This window comes from Sporichthyaceae bacterium, assembly GCA_036269075.1.
Taxonomy (GTDB): Bacteria; Actinomycetota; Actinomycetes; order Sporichthyales; family Sporichthyaceae; genus DASQPJ01.
This window is the reverse complement of record DATASX010000078.1, coordinates 67,728-81,991: the sequence shown is the minus strand read 5'-3', so window position 1 is coordinate 81,991 and position 14,264 is coordinate 67,728. Positions and strand designations below refer to the sequence as shown.

At 67.8% G+C, this 14,264-nt stretch carries 14 protein-coding genes; 5 read left to right on the top strand and 9 right to left on the bottom strand.

Annotated features, from left to right (window positions below):
* The first annotated feature begins 6 nt into the window (after nucleotides 1–6).
* Nucleotides 7–1,149: an LLM class flavin-dependent oxidoreductase gene (locus VHU88_13555; protein HEX3612707.1), complete on the top strand. Its 1,143-nt coding sequence runs from the start codon at nucleotides 7–9 to the stop codon at nucleotides 1,147–1,149.
* On the opposite strand, the gene VHU88_13550 is transcribed toward VHU88_13555, so the two are convergent.
* Nucleotides 1,136–1,735, bottom strand: a complete 600-nt coding sequence (locus VHU88_13550; GenBank protein HEX3612706.1) for a TetR family transcriptional regulator — start codon at nucleotides 1,733–1,735, stop codon at nucleotides 1,136–1,138. The two genes, VHU88_13555 and VHU88_13550, sit on opposite strands and share 14 nt — an antisense overlap.
* A gap of 165 nt (nucleotides 1,736–1,900) precedes the next feature.
* On the opposite strand from VHU88_13550, the gene VHU88_13545 reads away from it, so the two are divergent.
* Nucleotides 1,901–3,619 carry an NAD(P)/FAD-dependent oxidoreductase gene (locus VHU88_13545; GenBank protein ID HEX3612705.1) on the top strand — a complete coding sequence of 573 codons (1,719 nt, stop codon included), beginning with the start codon at nucleotides 1,901–1,903 and terminating at the stop codon, nucleotides 3,617–3,619.
* Between the two features lie 11 nt (nucleotides 3,620–3,630).
* Here the strand turns inward: VHU88_13545 and VHU88_13540 are convergent, their stop codons facing one another.
* The 8 genes from VHU88_13540 to fahA all read right to left on the bottom strand — a co-directional run bounded on the left by VHU88_13540 (nucleotide 3,631) and on the right by fahA (nucleotide 12,430).
* Nucleotides 3,631–4,332 (bottom strand): ABC transporter ATP-binding protein, encoded by a 702-nt coding sequence (locus tag VHU88_13540; protein ID HEX3612704.1) that lies wholly within the window; start codon nucleotides 4,330–4,332, stop codon nucleotides 3,631–3,633.
* Nucleotides 4,332–4,997, bottom strand: coding sequence for a helix-turn-helix domain-containing protein (locus VHU88_13535; protein HEX3612703.1), 666 nt, complete (start codon nucleotides 4,995–4,997; stop codon nucleotides 4,332–4,334). Before VHU88_13535 ends, VHU88_13540 begins: the two co-directional genes overlap by 1 nt.
* Nucleotides 4,998–5,012: 15 nt before the next feature.
* The gene (locus VHU88_13530; GenBank protein ID HEX3612702.1) at nucleotides 5,013–6,593 is read right to left on the bottom strand and encodes an ABC transporter substrate-binding protein; all 1,581 of its coding nucleotides are present in this window, start codon (nucleotides 6,591–6,593) and stop codon (nucleotides 5,013–5,015) included.
* Nucleotides 6,590–8,542, bottom strand: a complete 1,953-nt coding sequence (locus VHU88_13525) for an ABC transporter permease (GenBank protein ID HEX3612701.1) — start codon at nucleotides 8,540–8,542, stop codon at nucleotides 6,590–6,592. The genes VHU88_13530 and VHU88_13525 overlap by 4 nt, the downstream gene beginning before the upstream one ends.
* On the bottom strand, nucleotides 8,539–9,138 hold the full coding sequence (locus VHU88_13520) for a hypothetical protein (GenBank protein ID HEX3612700.1): 600 nt from the start codon (nucleotides 9,136–9,138) through the stop codon (nucleotides 8,539–8,541). Before VHU88_13520 ends, VHU88_13525 begins: the two co-directional genes overlap by 4 nt.
* Nucleotides 9,125–9,448, bottom strand: coding sequence for a hypothetical protein (locus VHU88_13515; protein ID HEX3612699.1), 324 nt, complete (start codon nucleotides 9,446–9,448; stop codon nucleotides 9,125–9,127). Before VHU88_13515 ends, VHU88_13520 begins: the two co-directional genes overlap by 14 nt.
* Nucleotides 9,439–10,887, bottom strand: a complete 1,449-nt coding sequence (locus tag VHU88_13510; GenBank protein HEX3612698.1) for a hypothetical protein — start codon at nucleotides 10,885–10,887, stop codon at nucleotides 9,439–9,441. The genes VHU88_13515 and VHU88_13510 overlap by 10 nt, the downstream gene beginning before the upstream one ends.
* A gap of 343 nt (nucleotides 10,888–11,230) precedes the next feature.
* A complete protein-coding gene (gene fahA / locus VHU88_13505; GenBank protein HEX3612697.1) occupies nucleotides 11,231–12,430 on the bottom strand; it encodes a fumarylacetoacetase in 1,200 nt (399 codons plus the stop codon).
* Nucleotides 12,431–12,557: 127 nt separating this feature from the next.
* Between fahA and VHU88_13500 the strand changes: the two genes are divergently transcribed.
* The 3 genes from VHU88_13500 to VHU88_13490 are packed head-to-tail and all read left to right on the top strand — an operon-like array spanning nucleotide 12,558 to nucleotide 14,230.
* A complete protein-coding gene (locus VHU88_13500) occupies nucleotides 12,558–13,397 on the top strand; it encodes a hypothetical protein (GenBank protein ID HEX3612696.1) in 840 nt (279 codons plus the stop codon).
* A 27-nt stretch (nucleotides 13,398–13,424) separates the two neighbouring features.
* Complete coding sequence (locus tag VHU88_13495; GenBank protein HEX3612695.1) at nucleotides 13,425–13,847, top strand: hypothetical protein; 423 nt, start codon at nucleotides 13,425–13,427, stop codon at nucleotides 13,845–13,847.
* Nucleotides 13,844–14,230 (top strand): DUF5615 family PIN-like protein, encoded by a 387-nt coding sequence (locus VHU88_13490; GenBank protein ID HEX3612694.1) that lies wholly within the window; start codon nucleotides 13,844–13,846, stop codon nucleotides 14,228–14,230. Before VHU88_13495 ends, VHU88_13490 begins: the two co-directional genes overlap by 4 nt.
* Nucleotides 14,231–14,264 lie beyond the last annotated feature (34 nt).

Here is a 14,264-nt window from a genome sequence, read left to right as displayed (position 1 = left end):
CACGAGATGAGCGCAGTGCGGACCGGCATCGGCCTCTGGGGGTCGCGTTATCTCGGCCCGAAGATGGGGATCCCCTACGCCCAGGCCCTGGAAGCGACGGGGCAGATCGACCAGGTCGTCGTCTGGGACCAGTTGCAGAGCTGGTGGCCGGACGCGCTCTGGACCCCGGAGAACTCACCGATGGCGGCGATGCTGCCGGACATGGACTCGGTGTCCGACCCGTTCATCACGATCGCGTTCGCCCTGTGCGGGTTGCAGAAAATGGGTTTCGCCGCTTGCACCGACGCTATCCGTCGGGAGCCCCCGGAGCTGGCACAGACGATGTCGACGCTCGCGACCGCGACGAGCGGCAAGGCGACGTTGAGCCTCGGCGCCGGTGAGGTCCGCCACGTCACACCGTTCGGGCGGAAGCGCAGTGTCGGCCTCAAGCGCCTCAACGAGGCCTTGCAGATCCTGCGCCTGCTGTGGGACGCGACGGGGCCGGTCAGCTTCGAGGGTGAGATCTGGACTCTGAAAGACGCGTGGATCGGAGCCGGTGGCCGGCAGAACCGCCCCGAGGTGGTTGCGATGGGCGGTGGTCCGAAGCTGATCGAGATGGCGTTGAAGCACGCCGACGGCATGGGCACCGGGGCGCCGTTCGTCTACGCCGACCCGGCGAGGTACGGGGCGGCCGTCGCGGACTGGAAGCGGCAACTACAGGCGCTCGGCCGGAGCGCGGAGGAGTTCACCTTCGCGCTGCACCACATCACCTTCATCCTGGCGGACAAGGACGAATTCGAGCAGTACGTCGACAACCCCCTGCTCAAGTGGTACGCCGCGACCGGCGGGCGGATCAAGATGGCCGACTGGGCGCCGGAGGGTATCGAGTCCGTCATGCCGCTGGACTGGCATTACGCGCTGCACATGAAGCCGAATTCGATCCCCTTCCCCGAGATCCAGGAAATCATCAGCCGCGTGTCCCCGGAAATGGTCCGCAAGACTTTCTTCCACGGCACCCCGGCGGACATCGCGGCCGAGATCAAGCCATTCGTCAAGGCGGGCGCGAACCTCAACCTCATCGCCGACCTGGCCCCGCTGCTGATGCCGGTCGACCCCGCCCAGACCATCGAGGCCTCCGCGGAGATCTGCCGACTCGTCAAGGAGTCTTAGTTCCCCCAGGACGTTCCAGCGTGTCCAGGCCCGCCCGCAGATGGGTGCCGAGTTTGATCCCTGGCTTCGCGACCCAGACGCGCATGGCGACCCGGCAGGCGGCGACGACGCTTCCGGCGAGTACTCGCGAGGGCACGTCGGTCTCCGGATCCTTGCGGCGTTCCGCAGCGAAGATGCGGGCGATGACGTCCTCCCACTCGTCGCAGAGCTCGAGGAAGCGGACGTAGAGCGCAGGCTCGCGGTGGATCAGTTGCGTTCGGTGCTGCGCCAGCTCCGGACCCGCGGCCTCCCAGCGAACGCTGTTGTTCAGGACGATCGCGCGCACCGCGGTCCAGGCGTCCGCGGGCGGATCGTCGAGCAACGCCTCGAGCGGACTGAGGATGTCCGGAAGGTCGAAGAAGACGACGTCCTCCTTCGACTCGAACTGTCGGAAGAACGTGCGTGGCGCGTATCCCGCGGCCGCTGCGATGTCCTCGACCGTGGTCGCGGCGAAACCGCGCCTCTCGATCTCCCGGATCGCCGCCTCGGCCAGATCCCGCCGCGACCGGCCGTAGGCGCGCTTGGTGACGTTCCGCCCGTCCGTCACGCCAGGTCCCGCATCTGGCACCCCCGAGCAAGAATGTCAGGCACCGACATTCTCGCTTCGCCCGTCTCGTGTCGTCCAGACTTTCCGGCTCGAACATCTAGGCTGGACGCACTGTCCAGACACGAGGTATAACGTTGCGACGGCCTCGAAGCGGGGAGCAGACGCATGAGCGCATCCGGCAGCACGCCCGCCAACCGCACGGTCGACGTCATCGTCGCCGGGTCCGGTCACAACGGCCTGATCTCTGCCGCGTATCTCGCGAAAGCAGGCCTGCAGGTTCAGGTGCTCGAGGCCTACAAGACACCCGGAGGAATGACCTCGACGACCGAGGTCGAGGAGTGCCCGGGCTACCAGGTCAACGACGCCTCGATCCAGCCGTCGCTGTTCCGGACGACCACAATCATGAAGGATCTCCAGCTCGAGGAGCGCTACGGGCTGAGGATGCGGGTCATCGACCCGGTCCATCTCCAGCTGAACTACGACCACACCTCGCTGGGCCTCTGGCGGGACGCGCAGAAGACCGCCGACGAGCTTGCCTACTTCTCGAAGAAGGACGCAGCCGCGCTCAAGGACCTGTACTCGATCATTCACGCCGCGGTCGACATCGGCATCCCGATGATGCAGACGAGTCCGACGCGCCCCGAGCCGAAAGCGATCTTCGAGCTGGCCAAGCAATCGCTGAAGCACAGGTCGGAGCTACGTGCGGTCGGCCGCTGGATGCGGGCGACCGAGATCGAGGTGCTCGACGAGTCGTTCGAGTCCGACCCGATCAAGGCCTGCGTGCTCATCGGCCTGCCTTTCATGTCGTACGACTCGGACTTCGCCGGCTGGTCGCTCATCTACCTGGGGATCATCACCAAATACGGCGTTGCGATGTTCGAGGGCGGGACGCAGCAGCTGCCCAACGCGCTGATCAACCTGATCACCGCCCATGGCGGCAGCATCCGCTGCAACGCCGAGGTGGAGCAGATGGTCATGCGCAACGGTCGATGCGTGGGCGTACGGCTGAAGAACGGCGAGGAGATCTACGCCCGCCGCGGCGTGCTGACCGCATTCGCGCCGAAGCGGGTGCTGCGCGACATGCTGCCGGCGGGCACCCTGCCGCCGCACCTGGCGAACCGGGTCGCGAACATCCCGACCCGATCGCGCGGCTTCGCCGACATGAAACTCGACGTGCTGACCAAGGGTCAGATCCGGATGGACAAGATCAAGGCCAAGCGCAAGGACAATCTCGACCCGCGCCTGCCGGCGAATGGCTACCACAATTACGAGCAGGTGAAGGCAGCGCAGATCGCCTGCAAGCGCGGCGAGATGCCGCAGCACATTCCCGGCCTCGCGCAGATCTCGACCGCACTGGCGTCGAACTCGCACTTCGCCCCGCCCGGCGGCGATGTCTTCTGGTTCTGGTCCGGGCTGACCCCCAACGACCCGCACATGGGGTGGGAAGCTGCGAAGAAGCAGGCCGCCGAGACGATCATCAGCCAGAGCGACCACTACTACGAGGGCCTCGAAGAACTGAACATCTACAGTCGCGTCCGGATGCTGCCGGACATCGAGGAGCGCTTCTTCGCCATGGACGGGTCGGTCTACCACACCGACCCGCTGATCACCCGGTTCGGACCGAACAAGCCTGCCGTCGGCTTCGCCGGTTACTCGACGCCAATCCCAGGGCTGTTCCTCACCGGGTCCGGCACTCACCCGGTCGCCGGGATCAGCGGCATGCCCGGCCAGAACGCCGCGAAGACGATGCTGAAGGTCTTCGCCCGTGAGGATCGCAAGGGCAAGGGCAACCACGCCCTCGAGGAGCACCGGCTCTGGGAGAGCGTCGAGACCGCGGACGCCTACAAGACCACGCGAGGGGACTCGAGCACGGCGAAGAGCTGACGTGTCGCTCGTCAGTGGCCGATGTCGGCGCCCACGTACTGGTTGAAGACGTCAGCCTCGTCCAACTCACTGGGCTGGCCCACGAAAACGACCTCACCCTTGTTGAGCAGGTACACGTAGTCGGCGACGTCCAGCGCGCGCGTCACGTACTGCTCGACCAGCAACAGGCTGGATCCCTGGTCGCGCAGAAGGCCGAGGAACTCGAAGATCTCGTCAACGATCTTCGGAGCCAGGCCCATGGAGACCTCGTCGAGCAGGGCGACCTTGGGGTTCTGCACATAGGTACGGGCCAGGGCGACCATCTGCTGCTCGCCGCCGGACATGGTGCCGCAGGGCTGATTCAGTCGCTCGCCCAGGCGTTTGAACGCCGAGCAGGCCTTCTCGATCGATTCGTTTTCCTTGCCCCGCGGGGATTGCAGCACCAAGTTGTCCCGCACCGTCAGGCTGGGGAAAATACCGCGGCCCTCGGGCACGTGGCAGATGCCACGCTTCACCAACTGGTGCGGGGCCTTGCGGGTGACGTCCTCGCCGTCGAGGCTCATGGAGCCCTCGGTGGCGTGAATGAGCCCGGAGGCACAGCGCAGCAGGGTGGTCTTGCCCGCACCGTTGGCGCCGAGCAGGGCGACGACCGCACCGTCGGGCACCACCAGGTCGACGCCGCGCAGTACGGTCGTGCCCGCGTAGCCCGCGTGGACGCCCTTGAGTTCGAACATCAACCCCGCCCTCCGGAGTGAGCGACTGTCTTCCCCGCGATGCCGAAGACGATCATGTCGGTCATCTCCCGGGTCACCGCCTCGGTGCCGGGGCGTCGCGCCACCCCGGCGAAGAACCAGTCGTCGAGCACAGCCATGGCCAGCACCATCCCGAAGGTGGCACGCACCCCGATGACGGGATCGGTGGCCAACCCGCGGCCGGCCATCTCCCGACGGGTGAATTTCTCCAGCCGCCGGATCGGCCCGGCGAAGGCGTCGGTGATCGGCAGGGTGCCGGGCTCGGTCTCCTCGTCGAAGTCGTTCGCCGTGATCAGTGCGATGACCAACTCACGGTGCTGCCGCATCAGCGCGTGCAGCGAGGTGATCCAGGCGCCGGTGATCTCATGGGTGCTCATGGTGTTGGACTCGTGGCCGGCCTCCCAGTCGTCCACGAAACCTTCGATGATGGCGCGGAACGGGTCGATCACAGCAGCCCGGAACAGGCCTGCTTTGTTGCCGAAGTGCCGGAAGATCAGTGCTTCCCGCACCCCGGCCTCTTCCGCGATCTGCCGTGTGCTGGCACCGGCGTAGCCCTTGGCCGCGAACAACTGTCGCGCGCTGTTGAGCAACAGATCCCGGATGACCGCCGACGGCCGTCTTATCTGACGGGGCGTGGGGGTTTCCACCGGTGCCGCTGACACCTAGAAGCCTTTGGGCAGGCCGGCGAAGCAGTCGAACTTCGAGCCCTTGGGCGCGGTGTAGCCCGTGGGCGTCAGGTTGAGCAGCGCGTAGCAGTCGTTCTGTTTGGGCGGCGCGTTCTCGTTGAACGTGACGCCCGGCGTGAGTCCGTTGAGCTTCTCGTTCTTCATCTTCCAGAGACCCTCCAACACCATTTCCCGGGTGATCGGGCCGCTGCGCGCCTCCTGGAAGACGTTCGCGACGGCCTTTTCGAACAGCTTGCCCGAGGTCCACTGGCTGATGGTGTTCTGGTCGATGGACGAGCCCGGCGCGAACGTGTCGTAGGCCGCCGTGAACAACCGGCCCCCTGGGGTGTCGTCGGCCTGATAGGGCGCGTTGCCGGTGCCGAGGAAGACTCCCAGCTTGCGGAAGTTCGGGTCGAGCGCGGCCTCGGCACTCACCGACAGGGCTGAGGTGGCCGCGGGCGGTGCGTAACCCAGCGAGAGGCACGAGCGGGCGAAGCGGGCGTCACCCGATCCCTCCAGCGCCACGAAAACTGCCTGGGCACCGGCGGCCTTGAGCGCTTGGCACTCGGCGGTGTAGTCCGGCGAGGTGATCGAGGAGACCTTGCGCAGCACCACCTCGAGGCCCGAGGCCTTGGCCATCGCCTCGAAGTTCTCGTTGATGGTGCCGCAGATCGCGGCCTCGACGCAGTAGATCAGGCCCACCTTCTTGGTGCCGGCCTTCTCCGCCGCTTCCTTCGTTGCACCGGCGTAGGCCGCCAGCGGACCGCCGCCCTGGGGGAAGATCCACGGGCTGGAGAACCAGCCGGCCTCGATCATGTCCCCGCCCACGAAGGGCACCTTGTTCTGCTCGGCGAACCGCTTCGCCGCGGCGAAGGTGGTGGGCACCCCGGCGCCGACAATCGCGATCGCATGCTTGTTGTTCACCAGGTCATCGAGGTTGGACGTGACGCGGGCGGGGTCGGCGGCGTCGTCCATCTGGTACAGCTGCACCGGGTGGCACTGCACGCCGCCCGCAGCGTTGATGGCCCGAGCCCACAGCGCGAGGCCCGCCCGCATGTTGAATGTCGAGGCGCCGATGATGCCCGAGGACGGCGAGGTCTGCCCGATCACCACCGGGCCGAGCGCTTTCGTGCAGGGGGCATCCGCCCCGGTCGGGACGGTTGCGCCGCCGGTCGAGACGGCGGCACTGCTCTTCGCGCTGCTTGCCTTGGTACCGGCGGTCGTACCGCCGGCCGTAGTCGTTCCGCCGGCGGTCGGGCCCTTGGCGCTCACGGCCTGCGTGGTCGTTGTGGCCGCGCCGGCAGCGGGCGCGGCGGCCGTGCCACCGGTGGCCGCAACGGGCGCTGCGGCCACCGCGCCGGTGTCCGTGGTGGCGCCGGTCGGAGCGCCGGTGTTCGTACCCGCCGTCGCCCCGCTGTCCGCCGCCGCGACCTGATGAATGGCGGAGCCATCGGCCGCCGCGATCTGGTCGCTCGACTCCCGGGTGCCGCAGGCCGACAGCGGAATCACGAGGGCCATCAGGCCTGCGACCGCAGCGATGCGGCGCGGCATTGCGCCCGTGCGGGGGTTGCTGGTCATCGGGAAGCTCCAACCGGCTCGCGGTCGAGGGCAGCCACGGCGCCCCCGGCCTTCTGCTCGAGATAGTCCTCGACCCGGACGGAGGCCGGACCGACGCGACGGGATGTATAGCGGGCTGCAGTCGCTGCAAACCAGCGCTCGAAGGCGCCCTGCGAGCCGACCGCGGCAGCGATCGCGGCAAGGCCGAAGAACATCTGCAGACACTCGAAGAAGTTCGGGTTGGTGATGTAGTTCGGCACGACGTAGAGCAGGACCGGCGCGACCATGGCGCACACGAAGGTGCGGCGCCCGGAGATCGCGAGGACGGCGAGCACGATCAGCGATTGCACGAAGAAGTAGCTCTCCGCACTGACCGAGCCGAACATCGACGCATACAGTGCGCCGCTGATGCCGGCGAGGAACCCTGCGACGCAGAACACGAGGGTCCGCGAGACGTTGACCGCGAGCCCGAGCGTCGACAGTGCCACGGGGGCGTCGGCCATCCCGCGGAGCAGGCGACCCAGCCGGGACCTCTCGATCCAGAGCACGAGACAGACCGAGGCCAACGCGATCGCCATCAGCAGGTAGTAGTAGTGCGTGTCGCTTCGGTCCATGTCCCAGAAGCTGGGCCGCTGAGTCTCCACGCTGCCGAAGCCGAACATGTACTTCTTCGCGTAGAAGAACTGGTTCAGCACGATGCCGAAGCCCAATGTCGCCAGACCGAGGTAGAGACCCGACAGCCGGATCGCGGGAACCGCAATCACCAGGGAGACCGGCACACACACCAGACCGGCGATCAGCAGCGCGAGCAGGAACGGCAGGCCGTGGCTGAGCATGTGCGCGAACGTCGAGGCGCCGATCGCGGCAAACCCGATCTGACCCAACGAGATCTGACCCGAGACGCGCACCAGCAGGTGCAGCGACATGAACAACGCGACCTGGGTCAGCGCGACGTTCCACGCGATCTGGTGGGTACCGGAGAACGCGGGGATGGAGAGCGCAACCCCGACCATGACGGCCATGAGAATCCGTCGGTCGCGCAGGGCGAGCCGACTTGCCTTGGCCGCACGTGGCTTCACCTGGCGGCCGACCTCCACCAGGTACTTCCGCGGGATCACGAGCAGGCCGCCGAACAACACGATGAAGGGGATCGTGAGGTCCAGGCCGGCCAGTTGTTCGTGCCCGGACGAGAGATCCTTCGAGACCAACTTTTGCGCGAGAGCGACGATGACCCCACCGACGAAGCACATCGGCAGGTTGCGGAACAGGGCGATGGTCGCCGCACCGAAGGCCTGCACGATGAGGATCGACAACACATTGACGTCGACCTGCTGCTGCGTGGAGGCGAAGAGAATGCCCGAGGCCGACGCGAAGATCGAGCCGATGATCCACGCGGTGCGGCGGACCTTGGTCGGCGATTCACCCGTCATGTCGAGCAGTTGCGGGTCGTCGACCACGCCGCGGATCGCGGTGCCGAGCCGGGTGTAACGGAAGAACAGGAACAGCCCGACGGCAGCGGCGGCACCGATGCCGACGGTGATGCACGAATCGACGGTGACGCTGACGCCCTGGACGGAGAAAGCCCGGTTCTGCGGGAGGAAGTAGTCGAAGCGGCGGCCCTGCCCGCTGTAGCGCAGCACGATCAGCGCCTGGATGAACACGAGCAGACCGACCGTGCCGACGATCTTGTACGCCGTGGACACCGGGGCCAGCCCGGCGGCCAGTCGCTCCATCAACAGGCCGACGATCGGACCCATCACGAACACCACGAGGATCGCGGCCACCGGCCAGGCGATCCCCTGCTGCTGACGCAGGTCGAAGAATGCGTAGGCGGACAGCGCGCACACCGCGCCGTGCCCGAAGTTGAAGACACCGGAGGTCTTGTACGTCAGCACCAGACCCATGGCGCAGATGCCGTAGATGGCACCGGTGACGACGCCGAAGATCAGATAAGGGAGGTATTCCTTCACGGCCGGCACACCCCACACGGAGCGAGGCTTCGCGCCGCAGCATCCGCTGCGCTGATTCCGGAAACGGCCTTGCCACGGGTGATCGGGCATTCGGCACGGTGCACGAAGGTCATCCCGGGGCCGGTGACCAGGACGCCGGCGTCGGTGTGCTCGGCGAGCGCCGCGCCCGACTCGTCGCCGGCGTGCAACCGGAGCCGGCCGCGTTGGATGACGGAGACGTTCCATCCCATGACATCGGCGAGGTCGAACATCAGTTGGCGTTGGCCGAGGCGGACCTCACGCATCGAGACGGTCACCAGGTAGACCCCGCCACATGCCGCGATCGCCGCGCCGAGGTAGGCCAACGCCGCCCAGCCCTGCTGGTCGCGCAACCGAACCTTGCCGCTGACCTCGAACCAACCCCAGACCGAGACGGCCGCGCCGACCAGCAGCAGCGCGAGGGCACGCCGCAGGTCGGAGCTACGCCAGGGCCGCGGCTCGCGGAGATAACGCCGACGCCGCCGCGGGTTCACCGGGCCGGTGGCACTGGGCTCGGGCGGGCGGCGCTTGTCCGCGGTGCGTGTCAGATCAGCCGTCCTCGTCTCAAGCGCGGGCATGAGAGCCCGACGCCTGCTCGGCGAGGCGACCGTTGTGACGCTCGCTCAGTTCGCGGTCGAGCAGGGTGCCGACGCGGCGCAGCTCACGCCACTCGTCCCGCAGGTCTGCGCTGATCCACAGCACCGCCGCGACACCGAGCAGGAAGATGCCGGTCAGCCCGTTGGAGACGAGGTAGGGCAGTTGAGCCGCGACGTGCGCCGTGCCGCTGGTGCCGATCCATCCGAGGAGCAGGGACACCAACCCGCCGATGGCGCAAAGGATGGCCATCGCCCGGTCCCACTGGGTGCGGAGCAAGTTCATCAGTTCCATCGCGCCGACACTCCCTTAGCGACGACAACCGTCACGGCCACCAGGCCGAGGCCGGCCAGACCAACCAGCGCCAGGTAGAGGCCGGAGAAATCACTGGCCGCGAAGGCGGGCAGGCCCGCCGCCATCAGCGTGGATCTGATGTGTGACACGACCCCGGGATGCTGCGGCTGGAAGTTCACCGTAGGAATCCCACCGACAGTCGTGGGCACCGGGCCGACCGCGGGCGCGGTCGCCGGCCCAACGACGTTGGCCACGTCCGGTGCCTGCGCCAACGGCCCGCCGGGCAGCACGCCCGGGACGGCCGAATTGCCGGATGTCCCCGCTGCCACTACCGCGCCGGCTTGCGCCGCCCGCTGCACCGAGGCCGAGGTGGCTCCGAGGATGAATGTGGTCGGCGTCGGGCCCTTGTAGAACGGGTTGTCCGGAGGAGCGGCGAAGGTGTAGTTGATCGCGAAAACGCCACCGGTGATGCCGTTCTTGGTGAGCGCCGCAGCTGTGTAGTTCAGCGCGACGCCTTGCGCCTTGAACGCTTGCACGACCGCGTCCGCGGGTACCACGTACTTGCGCGAGTCCGCGCCGAACGGCTGCGTCACCACGAAATAGCCGTTGATGAATCCGATCCTGGGCTCGACCAGCGTCGTGCCGCCGTTGGGTATCGGGAAGGGCTGCAACGGAATCGGCTGCGGAGCCGGCACCCCTGGCACGGGGACCGGGAAGGGCAGCGGGACCGATCCCGGTGTCCGCTCCGGAATGCGCAGCACCAGACCCGGTACGGAGATTTCGTCGATGGAGAAATTCGAGGTCCGGGTCAACGCACCAGTCGCGTCCGCCAGCACCGAGACCGTCGATTCCAGGCCCTTGACGCTGACCAACGGGCCGAGGTTGGTCAACGGCGAGGACGCGACGGCCGAGGCCGTGATCTGGTTGTCGGCAGTCTGATCAACCTCTGAGTGAGACACCGCGCCGGATCCCGCCGAGCCGAACACACCGTCGGCCACCGTCGAATTTGCCCGGCTCACCGCGCTGAGCTCGATGCCCGGGTAATTCGCCTTGCCCGGTTCGCTGCCGAATGTCGACGACGCGGTCAGCGGATAGGGGGGTACCGGGAAGCCGAACAGGCCGGACACGACGCCCGGGGCGGTCGGCACATAGTCGCCGAAGTACGGGAACGAGGCGTTCGCGTCGCCCTTGCTCAGCGAGGACTGCGCCACGTCGGTCTCCGGGCCACCACCCTCGGGCTTCACGCCACCGGGAATGGTCGAGTTCGTGAAGTACCCGTCGGCCACCGCGGAGCGCGCACTCGCTTCGTAGAAGGAGCCGGCATCGGCACTTGCCGGCGGGCTCCACACCAACGTGCCCGTCCCGACCACCGCGGCCGCGGCCAACCCGGAACCGAGCCATTTCGCGACCGGCGATCGCCGACGTCTTGAGCGCGACATTGCACCCCGCAGCTGAGTTCCGCACCTGGATGGACTGGCTAGAACGCTTGTCTGGACACCTTGTAGCGAGTGGTTACTCTACAGGCCGGAAATGTGGAGTCAACACACAAAGAGGACAAAGTGGTCGACGCGTCTGGACATAGTGTCCAGACATCGGTTTCAGGACATTTCTACCGTCGCAGCTACCTCAGGAGGCTCACGACGCAACAAGTCGCCGAGCGTGACAACCGACCGCGGAAGTCCCGTCGCCACCTTGAGCATTCCTTGCACTCCGAACTCCACTCGCCCGTGCGGGTGACATCGGAGACCAGGTCGTACGCGGCCTAGGACCGGCGCGAGACCCTCATAACTGCGGCGCCGGCACGATCCGGCCGCAGACCGCGCCGAAGCCGAGGCGGCCGCCGCCGACGGCCGGCGCGCTCGCCCGGATGCAGACCGTGTCGCCGTCCGCGAGGAAGGTGCGCGTCGATCCGTCCGCCAGGGTGACCGGTTCGGCGCCGTTCCAGGTCAGCTCGAGGAAGGAGCCGCGCTGGTCCGGTCGCGGTCCGGAGACCGTCCCGGAGGCGTAGAGGTCGCCGGTGCGCAGCGAGGCCCCGTTGACCGTCAGGTGCGCCAACTGTTGGCCGGGCGTCCAGTACATCGCAGCGAACGGCGGACGAGCCACGACGGTTTCGTTCCAGGACACCTCGAGATTCAGGTCCAATGCGCTGCTGCGTTTCTCCCACAAGTAAGGCAACGGAGTCGGGTCCTGCGCCTGGGCCGGGACCGTCGCCGCCTCCAGCGCGGCCAGCGGCACCACCCACGGCGAGATCGACGTCGCGAACGACTTGCCCAGGAACGGGCCCAGCGGCTGGTACTCCCACGCCTGGATGTCCCGGGCCGACCAGTCGTTGAGCAGGACCACGCCGAAGACGTGCTCGCGGAAGCTGTCCACGTCCACCGGTTCGCCGGGGGCGGAGGGCGTGCCAACCACGAAGCCGACCTCGGCCTCGACGTCCAGCCGGATGCTCGGGCCGAACTCCGGCCCGGCCGCGCCGCGCCGCTGGCCGCACGGGCGGCGCACGTCGGTGCCGGACACCACGATCGTGCCCGACCGGCCGTGATAGCCGATCGGCAGGTGCAACCAGTTCGGCGTGAGCGGGTCGGCGTCGGGCCGGAACATGCGCCCGACGTTCTCGGCGTGGTGTCGCGAGGAGTAGAAGTCGACGTAGTCCCCGATCTCGACGGGTAGGCGCAGTTCCACCTGGGCCCGGGGAATCAGGTGCGGCCGCACCTGGTCCCGGTGACGCGGCCCGTACGCCAGTTCGACCAGGTCGTCGCGCACCGCGGACCAGCGGGCAGGGCCCTGGGCCAGGAACCGGTTCAGCGTCGCGGACGCGAACTCCGGCTCGCCACGCAACGTGCTCAGGTCCAGCACGTGCTCGCCGATCGCGACCCCGACCCGCGGGGTGGACCGACCGTGCCCGGGGGCGGTGAAGATCCCGTACGGCAGGTTCGTGGGACCGAAATCGCTGCCTGCTGGGATTTCCGGCCAATCGGTCATCGGGTCCTCCGGGTCGGGTCGAAGGATCGTCGCAGCAGGCCCCAAGCCGACGCAAAGGAACAAGATCCAAGGTTGATCCGGACGCGGGCATCGGGGGGCGCCCGCCGTGAGTCGCTGGAGCGAACCGATGGACAGGGGCACAGGCGCAACTCGGATGTTCGGCCAACCGATCGCGGCCAAGGTGCCCGCGGTGCTGGCGGTCTTCTGGGTGGTGAAGATCCTGACCACCGCGGGTGGCGAGGTCACCTCGGACTGGCTGGGCACCTACGGCAACGTCATCGGGGTCGGCATCGAGGTGCTGCTGCTCGCGCTCGGTCTGGTGGCGCAGTTCGCCACCCGTCGCTACCGGGCTGCCGCGTACTGGTTGCTCGCCTACGCCATCGCGGTGATCGGGACCGGCATGGCCGACTTCCTGCACGTCGACATCGGCATCCCCTACGCGGGAACCACGTTGCTGTGGGCAGTGGTCCTGGCAGTGGTGTTCCGGTCGTGGCGCCGCAGCGAGGGCACGTTGTCCGTGCACAGCATCACGACCCGCCGGCGCGAGTGTTGGTACTGGGCCACGGTGTTCTCCACCTTCGCCCTCGGCACCGCGCTGGGCGACCTGACCGCGGCCTCGATGAAACTGGGCTTCCTGACCTCCGGCGTGCTCTTCGCCCTACTGATCGTGCTTCCGGCGCTGGCCTGGCGGCGCTTCGGCCTGGACAGCGTGCCGGCGTTCTGGATGTCCTACGTGGTCACGCGGCCGCTCGGCGCCTCCTTCTCCGACTGGATCAGCAAGCCGCACAACGGCGGCGGCCTCAACTTCGGCGACGGCCGGACCGCCGCCTGCTGTGCGCTGCTCGTCCTCGTGCTGGTCTGCCGGTTGGCCGTGACCCGCAGCGACGTCCAGACCGGGGCGGAGTTGCCCGGCCCGCGCGAGGCTGACGTCCTGGTGTCCGCGGCGGGCGTCACTTCGCCTTGTTGAACCGAGTCTTTGCGCTACATTTACTACATGACTGCTCCACTGTCGATCAGGTTCGAGGCCGAGGTCCTGGCCGGTCTGCGCCGGCACGCCGCCGCGACGCCAGGCGCCACTCCTTCGGGACTGGTCCAGCGACTCGTCGACGAGGGTCTGCGAATGGCGGAGCATCCCGGGGTCGTGTTCCGTGACGGCCCGGCAGGCCGGCGCGCGTCGCTGGTGGTCGGGCCCGATGTGTGGGAACTGGTGCGGTTCCTGCGGGAGATCGACGAACGCGGTCCGACCGCCGTGAGCGCCGCGGCCGAGACGTTCGCGGTGCCGCAGTCCGTGGTCGAGGCCGGGATCGGCTACTGGAGCGCGCACCCCGACGAGATCGAGGACTGGATCACCCGGGCCGAGACGGCATCGATCGAGGCCGAACGGGAATGGGAACGCCGCCGGGCACTGCTGGCATGACTGCGAAGGGCCGGGCACGGCGCACCGAAGGCATAGCGAACGCGGAGGCGCTCCTGCTCGACGAGATGTTCTCCCCGGTACTGGCCGAGACCCTGCGTGGCGACGGCTTCGACGTGTTGGCCGTGGCGGGTCATCCGGTGCTGGCGACCATGTCCGACCCGCAGATCGCGCGCTGGGCCCGCGAGTCCGACCGACGTGTGGTCACCGAGAACGTGCGGGACTTCGCCGCTCTCCTGCGGACGAGTGACCCACCGCGACGGGTGCTGTTCACCAGCGCCCGTCGATTCCCCCGGTCACGGCGCAACCCGGGCCCGTTGATCGAAGCACTGGGCTCCTGGCTCGGGGCCCGGACGACCCGCAGCGACGAGGAATGGTTGACCTGACATGGCGTCACCCGCAGGCCCGTCGACCGTTCGC